An 18140-nucleotide genomic window follows, 5' to 3' on the forward strand; every position below is an offset into this window, starting at 1 on the left:
ATGCGTAGAACCTGGTGTAAATTGAAGTGACCAATACCGTGATAAAAACAATTACAATCAACGAATTAACCCCCGGTATGTTTGTTCATGAAATTACTGAGCAGTCAGGCAAGGTAAAAATTAAAAGTCAGGGGCGAGTAGCCAGTGAAGCCGTGGTCGATTCGTTACGTGCCAGAGGGGTACTCAAGCTCCGTATTGATTTATCAAAACAGTTCGATCCGCGAAACGGCACCCCTATTCCTGCAGCTACGCCAGAAGCCCCTGCCAATACGCGAAAAGCCACTAAGACAAGTTTTACCAGTGAATTGATCAATGCCGAAAGTCTGTATAAGCAAGGTAAGAAAATTCAGCACACGTTGCTTCAGGCTGTTGAGAAAGGACTGCCATTCGATGATCGTATCCCCAGCGAGTTCTCTCACAAACTGGTTGCGTCTGTCGAGCGTAACCCTGATGCGCTGCTTTGCCTTACCCGTATTCGCGAGAAAGATGATTATCTTCTCGAGCACTCATTGAATGTGGCGATTATTCTGGCCAACTTTGCCCGATTCGTTGGCATGAATGACGACGAAGTCCAAGAGCTGGCCTACGCCGGTTTTCTTCACGATATGGGAAAAATTCGAATTCCTGATGACATACTTCATAAGCCTGGCAGGTTGACCGACCAGGAAATGGATGTGATGAAGAAACATGTGCAGTTTGGTGTTGAGGCATTAGAAGAAGTCAATCTTAATGCGGCGCTCATTCGGACTGTCAGCGAACACCATGAACGTCTCGATGGCGGTGGTTATCCTGCCGGCACTGCCAGTGACGGTATCAGTCATGCCGGGCGGATGTTGGCTATAGCCGATATGTACGATGCGCTCACCGCTGATCGTTGTTATAAAGCGGGCATGCCGAGCCAGCGTGCTTTTCAAATTCTTATCAGTGAGAGCCCTCATAAACTGGATAAAGGATTGGTTCAACAGTTCATCAAGTGTATGGGGGTTTATCCGGTAGGTAGTTTGGTGCTGTTGTCGAACGACAAACTCGCCATGGTGTTGGCCCAAAACGATTCGCCGTTAACGCCGAAAGTAAAACAGTTCTATTCCACGAAAGGTGGGCACTACATCACACCAAAAGATGTCGATCTGGAAGCTGATACAAGAATCACGATTGTTAAAGCAGTGAGAGCGAGTGACTACAAAATTAACTTTAACGAGTTCTTTAACCAGAGCATCGCCCCGTAACGCTGAGTCCTCCTGGAACCGAATCCCCCTAGCACCGTTGCCTATTTCATACACTTACCGGGAAATATTTACCGGCTAGAAGTGATCTTCAATATTTAATTTCACTTGTTAACTTTATCGTATTGCCGCGCTGTTCAGCGTGTATTCATCCGCTTAGTACTAATCTGCCCACATATTAGCGACTGGAACAGGAATTGCTGTTTTATCCGTTGTAATCACTGCTAAACACGAAGCAGACCCGATACAGAAGTAGAACCTTAAGAGGGACATGATGAAAAAAGTATTCGCAGTAGGATTAATTAGCGCCGCACTCGCGGTTGGCGGTTGTGCAACCAGTCCAAACAACACACAAAAAGGTGCTGGTATTGGCGCGGTAGTCGGTGCTTTGCTGGGTAAGGCCACGGGCGATAATGATAAAAGTCGTTACGCCTGGGGAGCCGTGGTAGGCGCCATTGCGGGTGGTGCAATCGGTAACTACATGGATCGTCAGGAAGAAGAAATGCGCGAACAACTGGCTGACACCGGCGTTCAGGTAGTACGTGAAGGTGATAACCTACGCCTTATCATGCCGGGTGACATTACGTTTGCCACCAACAGCGCGTCTATCAGTCCAAACTTCAACCCTGTTTTGCAGGACGTTGCCAAGGTTGTAAACAATTACGAGAAAACGGTATTGATGATCGAAGGTCACACCGACGATACCGGTGCTGACTCTTATAATCAGACCTTGTCTGAGCGTCGCGCACAGTCAGTGAAAAACCTACTGGTAACGTTTAATGTAAATCCGACCCGGGTAACCACCGTTGGACTGGGCGAATATCAGCCCAAAGTGCCAAATACATCTGCTGAAAATCGTCAGATGAACCGCCGTGTAGAATTGAAAATCCAACCGCTGACCAACTAATCTGTCTGCTAGTCAAGAAAGGGAGCAAATCTGCTCCCTTTTTAATGCTGCTAATGCTGCGCGGTTGCTTGAATTTGCTTTACCACGTCATCTACCAATTCATTGGGGAGTGGAATGGTAAGATGATACTGTGTTACCAGCCATTTACCGTTTCTTTTCTCAAGTACTCCCGTTCCTCGAGTCACGCCGTAACTCTGGCTATCCAACATTTCATCAAACCAGGCGACATCCCCCGATTGTGAAAAATACACATGACGCGCTGTGGGCGTATATGTCCAGCCCTTGCCCTGATCGAAATAAGGCTTTGCGTACGCTTTGAATTCACTCACCGTCCAGGTTTCAGAGGCATCGGTACCGATGAAAACGCCGTCAGTCGCGAAGGTGCTGAAATAGTCTTCATAGCTGGCTGAAGCTGCTGATTGATGAAGTTTATCAAGAACTATTGCTACTGCCTTCTCGCTAGGTGTGGATGCAATAGCGGATGAGCAGAAGACGATTAAACTGCATAGTAGAAGTTGTTTCATAACTTTCCCTGTAACCCGTTAAAGCATCATCTTAACCTTAGAAGCGCATTTTTGATATTCTCGTATTGGTTGATTGCATATGCACAGTGCAAGCAGGAAAATGCAGCGATTACTCTGTAACTACGAGAAGGGACAACAATGAAAATCGGCCGAAACGATCCTTGTCATTGCGGTAGCGGGAAAAATTTTAAACGTTGTTGTATGGACAGTACTTCAAAGCAGCATGCTCAAGTTATGGATGACGTTGAATCTATGTTGGCAATGAATCCTAATTTGACCCTCGATGAACTTAATACGGTTTTGCAAAAAAAGATGTTGGATCGAAATAACCAACCTAACGCTGATTTTTGTGGAGTAACACCAACGCAGATGGCTAATTGGCTTTATGCGCCTTTTGATGAGTTGCAGTGGGTAACAATTAATACGCCAGATGATCTTTCCACCAGCCCGGTAATGCGCTATTTAGCGCTCATTCTCGATGAAGCTATGGCGCAAGAAGGGTCCTTCAAAGCAACAAGCAAAGGCAATTTGCCGACCAAATTAGTCAAGCAGGCCAGTGAATTATTGGCTGAGTTCCCTGTTGCGCAATTCGAACATCATATAAGCATCAGTGAATTTGCAGGTAGTAACGAAGACAAGTTTAATGCCCTGCACTACACTCGGGTGCTTGCTGAAATTAGCGGTATTATTTATCGACGCAGTGGCCGCTATCATGTGAAAAAATCAGCGCAGAAACAGTTTCAGACGTTAGGCATACAAGCATTTTTTAAACCCATGTTAGAAGCTGCCATTTACAAATATAACTGGGGATATTTGGACGGTTTTGAGTTTGATGTCGACTTGCGAACATTTTGAGTGTTTATGCTGTGGCGTATTCAAAACCACAAGCGTGTGGATCGGTTGATTGAAGAAGTCCTGACAGCATTCCCAGATTTACTACTGGCATTACCTGCGGACAATTATTTTTCGCCAGAAGAAAATATAAGCAGACTTATCGAGACTCGATTTCTGGAGCGATTTTTACAGTTTTGGGGATTTGTAACCATTGATTCGAGACGTTATATAAATGCCGATCCCGTAGCCAGAGTGGTTAATGTGCAACCTTTACTCACACAAACTTTTCAGTTCTCTGTAAGTCCATAGCAAAGTCATCTGGCATTGCTGTTTCACCCACTCGTTATTACCTACATTCGAGAGAGTTCGTATTTCGTTTAAATCAGGCCAACGATAAGTATATTCACCGTTAGTGGTGATTTTAGATATATTCGTTACCTGTGAACCAATAAATCACCTATATGGGTGATTTATTGTGCGGGATTATAAGGACGGGGATAATTTGTAGGTTTTTCCAGTCTATTGAGCCCGCGGCTTAAATTTTCTAGTCATATACTTGAAGCCTTGATTTATAAAGATGACGTTAGAGAAAGTTGTAAACCGGCGGAATGCATACTTTTAATGGAGTAAGTAGGCTGAGGCAGGCTCAGCCATGTTTTTACTCAATATTCTGGATCTGCTCTCTCATCTGCTCAATCAGCACCTTCAATTCAACCGCAGACTGGGTGATTTCGGAGTTAATCGACTTTGACCCTAATGTATTCGATTCACGGTTAAATTCCTGCATCATAAAATCGAGACGACGGCCGCAGGCGCCACCTTTTTTGAGAATATTTCGGGTTTCTTTCACGTGGGCATTGAGGCGATCAAGCTCTTCGGCAACATCAACTTTTTGTGCCAGCATCACCATTTCTTGTTCAATACGAGTTGGATCCAACTCTACCTTGGCTTCTTCGAAGCGAGATAGAATTTTCTCACGTTGCCACTCCACAATAGCAGGCATCTTTTCGCTCACTGTAGCGGCTTCAGACTCAATGGCATCAAGACGTTGTTCAATCATTGTTTTAAGGGCATCACCTTCGCTGGCGCGGGCTTCTATGAACTGAGTCAGCGTAGTATCAAACGCGGCAAGAATGTCTGCCTGAATGGCGTCCATATCGGCTTCTTCTGCGGCAATGACACCGGGCCAGCGTAATATATCCAAAGGATTGACGCCGGTAGACTGACCATGGGACTGCACCCAATCTGCTGCATGCATCACTTCTTTTGCCAGTGCTTCGTTGAGGTTGAGCTTAGTGACGGCCGCATCGTTTGCATTGAAACGCAGAGCACACTCTACTTTGCCGCGCTGAAGACGTTTACGGAAGCGCTCTCTGAGCACTGGCTCCAATGCGCGAAACTGCTCTGGTAAGCGAAAATATGTTTCCAGAAAACGCTGGTTAACCGAACGGATCTCCCATACTGCAGTACCCCAGTCTTTTTTGATTTCAGAACGGGCAAAAGCGGTCATGCTGTAAATCATAAAAATGCACTCTCCCAGAGGCTCACTATTGTTTGTGTAAACGATCATACGCGACTTTTGGACAGTATGCCCAATTATCAACATGACGCATAATAGCATTGTTAATATGTAAACACTGTTTCTGGCCACAACAGAGTCATGCGCTAAACAATGTATCTAAATGGTATCTAAATGTTTCGTAAATTGATTTTACAACGCAGCTACACTAATCTTTTACACTGTTTAGACAAACGAAATTCAAAAAAGTTAAATACAAGGAAAGTATTAGTATGCGCAGTTTACTTTTTGCCTTTTGCTTAGCCATATCATTTAGCAGCTCTGCTAAATTCACCCTCGAAGAAATAGCTCAGGCTCCTCAATATCGTGACGCCGATATATCCCCAGACGGCAAACACCTCGCCGTCGTTTACATTAAAGATGGAAAACGGAATCTTGCTGTATTAGCCATGAAAGATTTTTCGGTAGTGGGTGGCACTAATCTCGGTCAGGATGCCGAGATTGGTACGGTTTACTGGGCGAATGAAGAACGCTTGGTAATGACGCTTCTGCGTACTGAAGAAAAGCAAGCTGAGTCAATGAGTCATGGTGAAATTTACGCACTGAACTACGACGGTTCCGACGGGAAAATTATCTTCGGATATACCAAGGCCCGGCGAGGCGGTATTAAAGCCCGGCAAACAAACGCGGATATGGCTGGTGGAAGGATCATCAATTTATTACCGGATGATCACGATAATATTCTTGTTTCATCACAACCATTCTCCCGGGATGGCGGCAGTCTTGCAGAAGTTCACAAGCTTAACGTTTATACCGGCAAACTAAGTCCGAGAGTAATACGTGCACCTACAAAGCTCGCATCAGTTTATACAGATAAAGCCGGTAATGTTCTGATGGCATCGGGCGTCGATGACAATGGTAATTCGCAAATATTCAGAAAAGCAAAAGATTCAAATGACTGGGAAGAAGTGTCTAGTAATTACGGCACTGAATTTGGCATTGTTGGCTTAAGTGAAGATGGCAAGAGTGCGGTCTTTTTTGATAACTACCAGCAGGACAAAATTGGTCTGTTCAGCCTGAATCTCGACACCTTTGAAAGAAAGAGCATTTACACCGACCCTACTGTCGATCTGAGTGATGTTTCTCTTACTTCGGATGGGACTGCGGTTTACGCGGTGAGAGTTGAAAGTGGCTACCCGTCTTATGTGGTGTTCGGTGATGCGGGTGAAGAAGCACAACTATTTAAATCCTTATTACAGGCCCTGCCTGGCTACCGATTGAACATCACCAGTAGCACAAAAGACAACAAGAAGTGGGTAATTCATGCGAGTAGCGATATTGATGCTGGTACCTGGTATATGTTTGACGCTGCGAAAAACAGTCTCACTCAGCTTCTTGCCAACATGTCACATATTGCTGTAGATGATTTGTCTGAAATGAAACCCGTCACTTTCGCTGCAAGAGATGGTGAAAAGATCCCGGCTTACGTGACCTATCCGATTACCATGAAAAAAGGTGAAAAGGTGCCACTGGTTACGCTGGTACATGGTGGCCCCCACGGTCCTCGCGATGCCTGGGCATTCTATCAGGAAGTGCAGATGCTCGCTGGTCAGGGGTATGCGGTTTTGCAGGTAAATTTCCGGGGCTCGGGTGGCTATGGCAGAGCTTACATGGAGAGCGGCTACCAGCACTGGGGCGATTTGATTATGCACGACATCATCGACGGCACACAATGGTTAGTGGACCAGGGTAATATCGATGCCGACAATATTTGTATCATGGGTACCAGCTTTGGTGGCTATTCTGCAGTCATGGCCGCAGAACTTGCTCCGGATTTGTTTAAATGTTCGGTGGCTACAGCTGGCGTCTACGACATGAATTTAATGTTTACTGAAGGTGACACAACCGATGTCTTCTTTGGCACTGATACTCTGGAGAAATTCCTTGGTACGGACCGTGAGCAGCGGATAAAGTTTTCTCCAAATTATCACGTCGATAAATTGAAAGGGCCGGTATTAATTGCCCACGGCAAGAAGGACCGCCGTGCACCCTATGAACACGCAGTACGATTAAGAAATGCAATGGATAAAGCCGGTAAGCCTTATCGCTGGTTTATTAAAGAGGATGAGACGCACGGATTTTATGATGATAAGAACCGTGCGGAATATTTCAATGTCGTTGCCAGTTTCCTGGCGGAGAACCTCAAATAACATTCAGTGAACCATAAAGTGTAAAGTGACCCCCATCCATTGGATATGCCAATGACTGGGGGTCTTTTGTTTTATAGGGGAAATTTAAACAAACTCGACTTTGAATCATCAACAAAGCCTAAACTCCCGTTCAACTTACCCTGTTAAGTAAGCTATAATCCCCGCTTATTTATTGCGTCTAAAGCCTATATCAGGAGATCCCTATGCGTCCAAGCGGCAGAACCGCCAGTCAGATCCGTCCCGTTACCATTACCCGCAACTATACCTGCCATGCGGAAGGCTCGGTGCTGGTGGAATTCGGCAACACCAAAGTGCTGTGTACCGCTACTGTGGAAGAAGGGGTTCCTCGTTTCATGAAGGGTCAGGGAAAAGGCTGGGTAACGGCTGAATACAGCATGCTGCCTCGTGCTACGCATACCCGTAGTCAGCGTGAAGCGGCTCGCGGTAAGCAAGGTGGTAGAACGTTGGAAATCCAGCGTCTTATCGCGCGTTCTTTGCGTGCAGCACTGGATCTGAAACTGCTGGGCGAAAATACCATTACGCTGGACTGTGATGTTATTCAGGCTGACGGCGGTACCCGTACTGCGTCGATTACCGGTGCCTGTGTGGCACTGGTAGATGCTCTGACCTATATGCGCGCCAAGGGCATTATCAAAACCAACCCATTGAAATTTATGGTGGCTGCACTGTCTGTGGGTATTTATGAAGGTACGCCGATTGCCGATCTGGAGTACACTGAAGATTCAGCGGCAGAAACCGATATGAACGTTGTCATGACCGAAACCGGTAAGCTGATTGAAATTCAGGGCACTGCTGAGGGCGAACCGTTCTCCTTCGAAGAGATGCACGAAATGCTGGATATTGCTAAGCATGGTCTGCGTGAACTCTTCGACGTGCAAAAAGCAGTACTGGCGTAAGGAGATATCATGAAAGCGTTTAAGCGTGAATTTATTGAATTTGCCATTGCCCGTGGCGTACTGAAATTTGGCGAGTTCACTTTAAAATCGGGCCGCACCAGCCCGTATTTCTTTAACGCCGGTTTGTTTAACAAAGGTGGCGATCTGGCAAAGCTGGGTCGTTACTATGCCGCAGCGTTGGCAGATTCCAACATTGCTTTTGATGTGCTGTTTGGTCCGGCTTACAAAGGCATTCCTATTGCCACAACCACCGCGGTTGCACTGGCTGATCATCACGACATGGACGTGCCTTACTGCTTTAACCGAAAAGAAGCCAAAGATCACGGCGAAGGTGGCAACCTGGTAGGTAGCCCGCTTGAAGGCCGTATTATGCTGGTAGACGATGTGATCACCGCGGGTACGGCTATTCGTGAATCTATGGAGCTGATTGCCAAAAATGGCGCAACGCTGGCTGGCGTGCTGATTGCCTTGGACCGTCAGGAACGGGGTAAAGGCGAACTGTCTGCCATTCAGGAAGTCGAGCGTGACTTCGGTACTGCTGTGGTGTCTATCGTTTCTCTTGGCGACGTGATCGCGTATCTGGAAGAAACCGGTGAGCATGCAGAACACATGGACTCTATTCGTAAATACCGTGAGACTTATGGCATCTGATAACCCGTCTTTTGTCAACGCTGATCATGAACTGGATGCACTGGGCTTACGTTGTCCTGAGCCAGTCATGATGGTGCGCCTGAAAGTACGTAAAATGACAGACGGTGAAACGGTGTTGATAACGGCTGATGATCCGGCAACGGAGCGGGATATTCCTGGCTTCTGCCGCTTCATGCAGCATACGTTGGTGGCAAGTCAGACAGAAACCCTTCCCTATCAGTTTCTGATCCGTAAAGGTGTGTGAGTAGAAAGACTACGAAAATTGAAGAAGCCGGCACCTGCCGGCTTTTTTGTGACTGTAAATGTTGAGCGATTAGCTTGGTTCAGCGATTTCCCGGTGTGGTGCGGTAAACGGTTTCAAAGCCACAAAATATTCCGAACATAGCAATTCCTGCCCCGATAGCCGCGAGTTCATATTGTCCGTAGCGTTGGTTAAGGATGGTATTGAACGCTTCTCGGATACCGCCTGCTTCCGAAGGATCTAACTCAATGCCTGCCTGAACAAAAAAAGCGCCTACCAGAATGTATACAATACCTCGAGCCAGATAACCGAGGCGGCCGACAACACGACTCAGGTGCACCTCATTATCGTGCATGTGATGGGTGTTGAATTTTCCCATAAAGTCAGCCTTAAAAGCATGTTTGAGCTGAATAAACGAGAACACGAGAATACCTACGCCGATTGCCGCTACCAGCCACTCCCCCCAGATTTGCTGCATGAGTTCCTGCGAAACCTGCTGGCTGCCGCCACCGTCTGAACTACCAGCACCTGTCAGTACTTTTATGGCACCCCATGCACCAACGCCGTAAATGATGGCTGATAAAACGAAAAAAGCCCGGGTGATGACATCGCCAGCTTTAGACATGTCAAGATCTTCTGTATTCAGAAAAGCCTGAATCAGACGCCACAACATGTAGCACACCAGTCCGCACACTACACCTGCCAGTAGATACCAGCCAAAAGGCTGTTCCATCAGCGTACGAAAAACATGTTCCTGGGAAGGTTCTTCTGATTTAAGGAATGAGAGCGCGGTGGTCACAACAAATATTCCCAGTAAAACATAGACCACGGTTTTTGCCCCGTAGCCCGCGCGGGCGATATAGCTGATGACGTTTGATTTGTTCACAGATTTTCCTTTCAGCCGTGATATCCGGAACGATGACACCATGTCGGCTTGTCCGTATTATTTATGTGTACGGTAGGAAGGGATAGATAAGATTTATCTGATGTAAAATTTAATCTATTTCCGATATAGCCTGCAGCAATAATTGCTTAAGACGTAACTTATCCTGTTGTCTGCAGCAACGGATATCACTTATATGCAGCGTATGCTGTTGCAGCAGCCGTTTGAGCTGATGGATGTCCAACTCGAGGGTGATAGTATCTGCTGCAGCATGAAGCCGCCCCTGCGTCATTAGTGCAGTACCCGGGAAGAAAGCGTCTGACGCTGATAAAACGCCTGTCCCTGTTGCAGCGAGAAGCTGATTTGTCTGAGATGAGAAAGCATATCGGGCTCTGTAGCAAATAGAGGCGCCAGAGCATGAATTTGTTGTGCTGCGCTATCAAGGCACACGACCGCTTCGTTAATATTGCCTGACGCGGCATGAGTACGGGCCAGTTGAATAGCGGAAGCGCCATAGGCCAATAAGTCATTGTGTTTTGCATTGGTGTGACTGTCTGAAACCTGAATAGACAACATCACTGCCTGGGCCATCTCAAAAGCTTCTCCCGCTGTCTGACAGGCCGTTTCCATTTCCCCTGAGCGAGCTTTCTCCAGAGCGGTCTGACTGGTTTGCGTAAAGTGTTCCCTGGCGTGCTCGGGATGCATCTGAAGCCATTTCCAGTAAACCGGACAAAGATAGTTTGTTTTCATTGTCGCACCTCCTTTCTATTTAAAGTAATGCAAATGAGAACTATTATCAAATAAAAAGTTCACTACTATTTTTGTTTGCTTGGCTCAGCACTGATTCAGAACAATGTTGTGACATACCAAATCAGCACGACCAATAGGGTTAACGCAATAATTGCTTTGGTTTTGTATCGTCTGATCAGCGACTCGGCTTTATCGCCCGCGAAGTACACAACAGCAGCCAGCCCAAAATAACGTAGTGAGCGAGCGATCACTGTTGCCAATAAAAAGAGTAGCAGTGAATATTTGGTTGCGCCCGCTGCTAACATGGCTATCTGAAACGGTATTGGCGCAATGCCCAGTGTCATGACGAACCAGAACCCTTGGCTTTCCATTTTGCTGGAAACGCTGTCAAATTGTTCGGGGCTGGATAACGTTTGAATAACCCAGTCGCCCACCAAATCAAACAGGTAATAGCCAAGTGCATATCCAAACAGGGCGCCAAAAACACAGCCTAGAGTCGAGACTAGTGCTATGGCCCACAGTTTTTCTCTGCGGGCCTGCATCAGCGGGATCAGGATAGCTTCAAGAGGAATAGGAACGATGGTGGATTCAAGAAAGGATGCCAGGGTGATCCCTTTCAGCATGTGTTTCGAATTCACCATCTTTTTGGTGCTGTGTTTTAACTTTTTGGTTATGGGCATTATCTTCTTCTATTGTTTGAAGATTGCCCCATCCTTCATGACGAAAACAACCTTCCCCATCACCTGAATATTCTCAAGTGGGTTACCTTCAACGGCAATGATATCTGCCAGCTTGACCTTTTCGATAGAGCCAGACTGGTCGTTGATCCCCAACATTTTTGCCGGTGCGATCGTTGCGCTCTTCAACGCTTCTGCTGCTGGCATACCGGCCTCAACCATAAGCGCGAACTCCTGCGCATTATCACCGTGGGCAGATACACCGCTGTCATTGCCAAAAGCGATGTTTACACCTGCTTTATACGCACGACCGAAGGTCTTTTGGATCAATGGGCCGATAACGGTTGCAGTACAAACAGTGCAGGCAGGCACATTAAACGTTTTTTCATCGTTATTATCTTTCGTTAAGTTTGTCCAAAGGCCGTTTGGCATGATTAAAACGGATTGAATCTACTGTAAAGAGTTGTGACCGGTGACGCCATTGATCAACTGACCACCTGCTTCAATGCACAAAAAAACGCGGTGCCCTTTCGGAAACCGCGTTTTTCAAATCAGTGAAGGGTGTTATTAAAAGCCGTCGTCTACCAGCAGCGACTTCAATTCACGTAGCTTCGCTTTTATGCGACGCATGTTGTCAGGCCCGGTACGTAACAGTTGTTTTTGCGGCGTACTTAACTCTTCCAACTGGGAATCAGCATATTTGTATGCGACCGAATCTGAATACACTTCCACAGGAACGGGCACTTCTGGTGTATCCAGCAGTTGATCAATCGCTTCTACCAATACTGATTCAAAAGGTTGACCTGGCTGACCAATCTCATCGTATTTTGACTGAATTTCGCCCTCATAACGCTTCATTAACTGAAGCAGTGCTTCGTTATCAAAGCTTTCCATCATTGTGACGTAAGGGGTATATCGCTTGTAGCTGGCAGCATCGATCCACTCTTTGTCGGCTTGGCGATAAACCTTGAACGATTGCTCCGGCGCCGTCAGCGGAATTTGCTGGCTAGCAGGCATCTCATCGTTGGCAAGGTTTGTCACGGTAACAACAAAGCGCTGGATCAAGCCTTCATTCACAATCAGACTGTTCGCTTCTTCAGAATCGGAAATTTCATTCAGCGCTTCTTCTACGCCTTTATCCGATACATCAAGTGGCTCTGGCTCGGGTTCTTCTACCGGCTCAGGCATCGGCTCAACCTCGTCAGTTGGCTCAATTTCCATTGGCTCTGGCGGTGGTGCTGGAGAGAAATCTACGGGCTCATTAGGCTCGATGGGTGTGTCTACCACCGGCTCCTCTGCTACCGGAGCGGGTTTCTCTTCTGTGGGCCAGAGCACAACTGCAATAATTACCACAACAATGGCTGCGATAATCAAAAAGTGCGGGGCCAGTGTTTTCTTCTCTGAATCGTCACTCATAACTTTTCACCCTGTAATGTTACCTCTGGATCTCAATACTACCAGAGATGTGTCCACTGTTTTGAGAATCAATGGATCAATTTGTTCCCTGCAAAAAGCAAATTCCTCTTTTCTAACACTTTTCTACACTAAAACGTCACTTTTTGATCGAAATATTCTGTTTATACTCGCAAAAAGTGCAGGAAATATTACATCATCTTAATGTAAAACCGGCGTCAGCGGGCTGGTCACTATAACAACTCATTCATACACTAACTGAGTGTAAATCAGTCAGAGGTTTGTCATGAGTAAGTTCTATTTTCGCGATATCGAACATGCCCCTATGGTGATAGATTATCTTGAAGTGCAGTCATATGAAATGAACGTCTATCTTGTTCATCTGTGCGTTGGTCTTCGTTCCGGGCTCGTCTACGATGAAAAGAACAATCCAATGCGGTTCTACAGTGCCGGGCAGATCCGCGAATTGTTTGCGCATTGTGAGGTGGAAAAAGCCGTGATGAAACACGATACCCCCTACGATGAAATGATCGGTAACCCGCCTAAAGCCGCTTACTCTATGGCGCTTCCGTTCACTATGACGTTACCGTATTAATATAAGGGTCAAAGCCAGGGTGCGGCGATAGCGCGAAGATTCATCTGTGCATTCAGTCGTTTTGCGAGCAAAAACAGGCCTCCCAGTTTCCGGTGAATAAACAATGCGTCTACAGGAGGCACATGCCAGAAATCCTGGTCGTATGTGAGTGCGGTGCCCAAAGTATGAATGCGTGCGATGAGGTCGCTGGTGCCGAAATCGTATTCTGTATCGTGGTGGATAGCTTCACACGCTGTCATCCCCAATTCTACCACCCGTGCTTTTTGTTCATCTGAGTGGGACGATAACAACAGGCCAATAGACAAAGCGGCTTGCTCCATCATGGTGTTGTCTTGGGTAGCGGCTGCTTTCAATAACTGTTGGTAACCTTTTGCGATATAGTCAGGAATTTCCCGGGTTGCCCCGAAGTCGAGCAAGATCACTTTGCCGGATTGAGGATGAAAGCGGTAATTTGCAAGATTTGGATCGCTTTGGATAAGTTTGAAATCAAAGACTTCTTTGAAGAATAAGCGCATCAAGGCACTCATGATGTGATTGCGTTGTGCTTGCGATAGCCCAAGTACCTGCTGAATATCTTCGCCACTTTCAAAACTCATGGCCAACACATTTTTTATGCAGAGCGCTGGAAAACTTCTCGGTACAATAAAGTCCTGGTCGTTGTTGAGCAACTGATGATAGCGGTCGAGCATCTGCGCTTCGCGCAAATAATCAGCTTCTTGCTTAAGCTGCGTTTTGGCCTCTTCCAATACAGTGGCAATGTCCAACTCTTTTGGAATTAAGCCACTCATTCGAATTAAAGTGGCAACATTATTCACATCACTGTCTATGCTCTCCCGTACACCAGGATACTGTACTTTCACCGCAAGCATGGTTCCGTCCATAGTGATGACTTTATGTACCTGTCCAATGGATGCGGCCGCCTCCGGGGTAGAGGTAAAATATAAAAGGTCGCTTTGCCAGTTGTCGCCCCAAGCTTCAGCGAGTACTTCATCCAGTTGTGCTTTCGGCATAGGCTCAGCATCATCACGAAGGCGGGCAAGAATATCTGCCAATTCCCGGGGCAGGAAATCACCACCATCCATACTAATGAGCTGGCCAACTTTCATGGCCGCGCCGCGCATTGTGGCGAGCTTATCGGCAATGCGTGTTATGTTCGCAGGAGTGAGCAGCAAATCGGACATGGCAGGCCGCTGGCCTTTAAGCAGTTGACTGGCGCCTGATGTCACCACGTTCCCTGCTATTCGCCCTGCTAATGACCCTAACCCGAATACCCGGGAAAGGCGACCAGATGGAACGGCCTTACCTCGGGGAGGTTGACTATTGTGATCGTCGCTCATCGACGTTCACACGAACATAACGGACAGCATTTGAATGAGCATGCCTATCACGCTGCCGACAATAAACCCGATCCAGCCATTTTTATTGATGTAACGAAACACGGTAGCTAAGAATATGCCGCACCAAAGCATAGCGGCGTAGACAGAGAGTGTGCTATTGGCATCGCTGCCGCCGGGAGTAAACAGCAGTACAATAAACATCGCAGCCATTGCGCCAGAGAGCAGCACCCACATAATGTTCTTTTTATCGGTAAAGCTGTTGGGTTGAGTATTGGTTTCAGACATAAGACTTGCCCGTAGACATTCACAATATTTTAACTATGAAGCATTACGGGCAAGTGGGTCAATGTGCAGATATAAGACTTTAGTGTTGCGCGTCGTTGTGACCAGTGAACTCAACGCTAAGTAGTTCCACATTATCACGGAATGTTAGCGTTTTAATGTCGCCCTGACCTTCCACATTCAATGTGTTGACCTGGGATGGCCAAATATCACGTAACGCATCATGACGAATGCGCAAACCTTCTAAGGCGGGTGGTTGTTCCGTTTCCTGGTATACCCAGAAAAATTTTCCTTCCGTTTCATAACCTACGGTTTTCAATGCGAGGGATTTGTCCTCGGCATTCAGTAGATAAAACCGTGAAGTTACATAGTCTGCAAAGGCTTTCTGCGTCGATTCGTCATCAAGAATATCGGCGTGTTTGTCGAACAGTACTTTTACCGCATGTTCGGCATCGTGCAGATTAAAACGGTGCATAACCTCAATGTTCTCAGTGCGCTGATTGAACAACACTGTGGTAATGGCCGCCTTTATCTGGTGTGCCGCAGTAACCTGACTGATAACCAGCAGCAGAGCCGCTAGGCTCCACTGCTGTAAACGGCGAGACTTAGTTGTCATCGCCTTCTTCATCATCGTCGGTCTTCAGCTCGGTTTTCATATCCTGCATCAGGTCCATTGAAGTGCGTGCTTCGCTCTTCTTAGACTTGTACGCTTCGATACGTGAAGGAATGATACGACGCGGGTAGTAGTTATTTTCTACGTCTACGTCTGCCGTTTCCCAACGGGGATCAACCGTTACGCTTACCAGCTCTTTATCTTTGTCAGTCACAATCAGCTTAGATACCGCCTTAGGTGTACGACGCCAGATTTCAGCAGGAATACGCATGGTTTGTTTTGTGCCATCAGCAAATTCCATTTCCAGCAGTATTGGCATTACCAGACCGCCCAGGTTGCTGAAGTCCATTACGTAATAGTTCTTGTCTTCACGAACGGCACGTTCAAAGGTTTCACGTTCCCATGGCTCCAGTTTTTTCAGGAAATCACGGTACTTGTTACGGTCTTTGTTGGTTGGTGTGTACTGGTCGTTGTCATCATAGAAATCTTTGATGTCATCGAAACGTTCAACCCACAACTTACGGCCTTCTTCGCGGTTACGCTCGTCGGTGAGCGACAGCGGCTTGTCCATTTCAGCTTCACGCTGGCGAGCCAGATCGATGTCAGGATCTTTGGTATCTAAACGCAGCTTGTACACGCGGTCGATAGAGATATCTACGTGATCCGTGGTGTAGAACCAACCGCGGAAGAACCAGTCCAGATCTACACCAGACGCTTCTTCCATCGTGCGGAAGAAATCAGACGGTGTAGGACGCTTAAACATCCAGCGTTGTGCATATTCTTTAAACGCAAAATCGAACAACTCACGGCCAAGAATGGTTTCACGCAGAATATTCAGCGCAACGGCAGGCTTGGTGTAAGCGTTAGGGCCTAAGTGCAGAACTGAGTCAGACTGGGTCATGATTGGCACCTGAGATGAGCCTTTCATATAGCCTGTTACATCGCGTGGCTCAACACCCCAAGGAATGTTTGGATCCCATTCACGACCGGCAACGCCATCGAGGAAGCTGTTTAAACCTTCGTCCATCCAGGTCCACTGACGTTCGTCAGAGTTCACGATCATCGGGAAGTAGTTGTGACCCACTTCGTGGATAACTACGCCAATCAGGAAGCGCTTTTCAGACAATGAATATGTCCGTGAACCGTCATCTTGGAGCTCGGTGCGCGGGCCGTTGAAGGAAATCATCGGATATTCCATTCCGCCAACCGGACCGTTTACAGACTGTGCAGTCGGGTATGGGTAAGAGAACGTGAAACGGTTGTATACGTCCAGGGTGTGTACTACAGATTCTGTAGAGTATTTCTTCCACAGATCGCCACCTTCTTTCGGATAGAAAGACATGGCCATGACGTGCTTCTGCGGACCATCCTGTTCAATACCTTTTGCATCCCACATAAACTTACGTGAAGACGCCCAGGCAAAGTCACGCACGTTGTCGGCTTTAAAGTGCCAGGTTTTGGTTTTGCTGGTACCTGCTTTCTCGTTTTCCAGTGCTTCATCTGCGGTTACGATGAAAACAGGGCGCTCAGCGGTTTTAGCTTCTTCTAAACGCTTACGCTGGGTGCTGGTAAGCACATCTTTCGGGTTTTGCAGAACACCAGTAGAAGAAACGATGTGGTCGGCCGGTACAGTCATAGATACATCGTAGTTACCGAATTCCAGGGTGAACTCACCGCGGCCGATAAACTCTTTGTTGGTCCAGGCTTCGTAATCAGTGTATGCCGCCAGACGCGGGAACCACTGTGCCAGCAGGAAGATGTCGTTACCGCCTTCGCGCTCGTCATCCGGGAAGTGCTCGTAACCAGAACGGGCTGATACGGCATCTTCTTCAACGATGTTATAGGCAAAATCGATATCAAACTTGACTGATTTACCCGGCTTAAGCGGGGTTGCCAGGTCAACACGCATTAGGGTGCCAACGATAACTTTATGCAAGTCTTTGCCACCGGCTTTGACTGCATCAATCTGATAGCCTAATTCGTGGTCTGCCACAAATTGGTCACGACGCAGGGCGCCCATGCTCAGTTTTGCCGGGCTGTCGCCGCTGGCTGATTGTGTTGCTGGACCACGGTTGCCAATACCGCCAAAGGTGGTGGTCAATGCAGACAGTGAATCATCACGGAATTTGTTCTGATCGAGCTGAATCCACAAGTACTTCAGTGTATCTGGCGAATTGTTGTGATAAGTGATGGTTTCAGTGGCTTCAATGCGGCGCTTTTCTTCATCCAGTTCAGCTTTGATGACGTAGTCAACTTGTTGCTGCCAGTACTGGTGGCCGGCTTCACCTGCTGCGTTACGGTAAACGTTAGGTGTAGGGAGTACTTCGTCGAGTTGTCTGAATTTATCTTCGAAGTCGCCTTTTGTTTGTTTTATCGCTGCGGTGGCTACAGGAGCCTGAACCAGTAAACCCAGTACAGGAGCCAACCAAAGCAGACGCTTTTGTCGCGTGCTCATTCAATTTCCTTCTTATTATAAAAAGACAGAAAGTCTAAAATGTTATGTTATAGCTTTTTTACATATCGATGCCAGTTTTTAACCGTAGATAGCTCCTGTCTCACCGCAA

Annotated in this window: 17 protein-coding genes and 2 pseudogenes; 8 read left to right on the forward strand and 11 right to left on the reverse strand. The window is 47.0% G+C overall.

Translation table 11 applies throughout. The annotated features are described in order from the left end of the window. The first annotated feature begins 38 nt into the window (after positions 1-38). Together ACXAFQ_RS04820 and ACXAFQ_RS04825 are read left to right on the forward strand one after the other, a co-directional pair. On the forward strand, positions 39-1226 hold the full coding sequence (locus tag ACXAFQ_RS04820; protein ID WP_474819251.1) for an HD-GYP domain-containing protein: 1188 nt from the start codon (positions 39-41) through the stop codon (positions 1224-1226). 271 nt (positions 1227-1497) lie between these two features. Beyond that, positions 1498-2130, forward strand: a complete 633-nt coding sequence (locus ACXAFQ_RS04825; RefSeq protein ID WP_070124369.1) for a YiaD family glycine zipper/OmpA-like lipoprotein — start codon at positions 1498-1500, stop codon at positions 2128-2130. A gap of 50 nt (positions 2131-2180) precedes the next feature. On the opposite strand, the gene ACXAFQ_RS04830 is transcribed toward ACXAFQ_RS04825, so the two are convergent. Further along, positions 2181-2654, reverse strand: coding sequence for a nuclear transport factor 2 family protein (locus tag ACXAFQ_RS04830; RefSeq protein ID WP_474818503.1), 474 nt, complete (start codon positions 2652-2654; stop codon positions 2181-2183). Positions 2655-2792: 138 nt separating this feature from the next. On the opposite strand from ACXAFQ_RS04830, the pseudogene ACXAFQ_RS04835 reads away from it, so the two are divergent. Beyond that, positions 2793-3797: pseudogene (locus tag ACXAFQ_RS04835) on the forward strand (YecA family protein). A 349-nt stretch (positions 3798-4146) separates the two neighbouring features. Here ACXAFQ_RS04835 and ACXAFQ_RS04840 read toward each other — a convergent pair. Beyond that, positions 4147-5010: a YicC/YloC family endoribonuclease gene (locus tag ACXAFQ_RS04840; RefSeq protein WP_474818505.1), complete on the reverse strand. Its 864-nt coding sequence runs from the start codon at positions 5008-5010 to the stop codon at positions 4147-4149. A gap of 269 nt (positions 5011-5279) precedes the next feature. On the opposite strand from ACXAFQ_RS04840, the gene ACXAFQ_RS04845 reads away from it, so the two are divergent. The 4 genes from ACXAFQ_RS04845 (at position 5280) to tusA (ending at position 9029) form a co-directional block, all read left to right on the forward strand. After that, positions 5280-7217 carry a S9 family peptidase gene (locus tag ACXAFQ_RS04845; protein WP_474818508.1) on the forward strand — a complete coding sequence of 646 codons (1938 nt, stop codon included), beginning with the start codon at positions 5280-5282 and terminating at the stop codon, positions 7215-7217. Between the two features lie 203 nt (positions 7218-7420). After that, complete coding sequence (gene rph, locus ACXAFQ_RS04850; protein WP_474818510.1) at positions 7421-8134, forward strand: ribonuclease PH; 714 nt, start codon at positions 7421-7423, stop codon at positions 8132-8134. A gap of 9 nt (positions 8135-8143) precedes the next feature. Continuing rightward, positions 8144-8785 carry an orotate phosphoribosyltransferase gene (pyrE, locus tag ACXAFQ_RS04855; protein WP_070124376.1) on the forward strand — a complete coding sequence of 214 codons (642 nt, stop codon included), beginning with the start codon at positions 8144-8146 and terminating at the stop codon, positions 8783-8785. Continuing rightward, on the forward strand, positions 8775-9029 hold the full coding sequence (tusA, locus tag ACXAFQ_RS04860; protein WP_474818513.1) for a sulfurtransferase TusA: 255 nt from the start codon (positions 8775-8777) through the stop codon (positions 9027-9029). The genes pyrE and tusA overlap by 11 nt, the downstream gene beginning before the upstream one ends. 79 nt (positions 9030-9108) lie before the next feature. On the opposite strand, the gene ACXAFQ_RS04865 is transcribed toward tusA, so the two are convergent. From ACXAFQ_RS04865 to ACXAFQ_RS04885, 5 genes and pseudogenes are all read right to left on the reverse strand, one after another. Beyond that, a complete protein-coding gene (locus ACXAFQ_RS04865) occupies positions 9109-9912 on the reverse strand; it encodes a DUF1206 domain-containing protein (protein ID WP_474818515.1) in 804 nt (267 codons plus the stop codon). Positions 9913-10200: 288 nt separating this feature from the next. Beyond that, positions 10201-10659, reverse strand: a complete 459-nt coding sequence (locus ACXAFQ_RS04870; protein ID WP_474818517.1) for a hypothetical protein — start codon at positions 10657-10659, stop codon at positions 10201-10203. 95 nt (positions 10660-10754) lie between these two features. After that, entirely contained in the window at positions 10755-11339 is a 585-nt protein-coding gene (locus ACXAFQ_RS04875) for a YqaA family protein (RefSeq protein ID WP_474818519.1), read from the reverse strand. Between the two features lie 9 nt (positions 11340-11348). Beyond that, a pseudogene (locus ACXAFQ_RS04880) lies at positions 11349-11684 on the reverse strand (amidohydrolase family protein); the annotation flags it as partial. A gap of 219 nt (positions 11685-11903) precedes the next feature. Continuing rightward, the gene (locus tag ACXAFQ_RS04885; RefSeq protein ID WP_474818521.1) at positions 11904-12752 is read right to left on the reverse strand and encodes a DUF3014 domain-containing protein; all 849 of its coding nucleotides are present in this window, start codon (positions 12750-12752) and stop codon (positions 11904-11906) included. Between the two features lie 283 nt (positions 12753-13035). On the opposite strand from ACXAFQ_RS04885, the gene ACXAFQ_RS04890 reads away from it, so the two are divergent. Beyond that, positions 13036-13344: a DUF6482 family protein gene (locus ACXAFQ_RS04890; protein WP_474818523.1), complete on the forward strand. Its 309-nt coding sequence runs from the start codon at positions 13036-13038 to the stop codon at positions 13342-13344. Positions 13345-13352: 8 nt separating this feature from the next. Here the strand turns inward: ACXAFQ_RS04890 and ACXAFQ_RS04895 are convergent, their stop codons facing one another. The 4 genes from ACXAFQ_RS04895 to ACXAFQ_RS04910 form a co-directional block, all read right to left on the reverse strand. Next, positions 13353-14681: an ABC1 kinase family protein gene (locus ACXAFQ_RS04895; RefSeq protein WP_474818525.1), complete on the reverse strand. Its 1329-nt coding sequence runs from the start codon at positions 14679-14681 to the stop codon at positions 13353-13355. 6 nt (positions 14682-14687) lie between these two features. Beyond that, a complete protein-coding gene (locus ACXAFQ_RS04900) occupies positions 14688-14966 on the reverse strand; it encodes a hypothetical protein (RefSeq protein WP_474818527.1) in 279 nt (92 codons plus the stop codon). 79 nt (positions 14967-15045) lie between these two features. Then, positions 15046-15579, reverse strand: a complete 534-nt coding sequence (locus ACXAFQ_RS04905; protein WP_474818529.1) for a DUF6702 family protein — start codon at positions 15577-15579, stop codon at positions 15046-15048. Continuing rightward, the gene (locus ACXAFQ_RS04910; protein WP_474818531.1) at positions 15569-18031 is read right to left on the reverse strand and encodes a M1 family aminopeptidase; all 2463 of its coding nucleotides are present in this window, start codon (positions 18029-18031) and stop codon (positions 15569-15571) included. The genes ACXAFQ_RS04905 and ACXAFQ_RS04910 overlap by 11 nt, the downstream gene beginning before the upstream one ends. Positions 18032-18140 lie beyond the last annotated feature (109 nt).

The organism is Alteromonas sp. ABH2_165 (genome assembly GCF_056159945.1).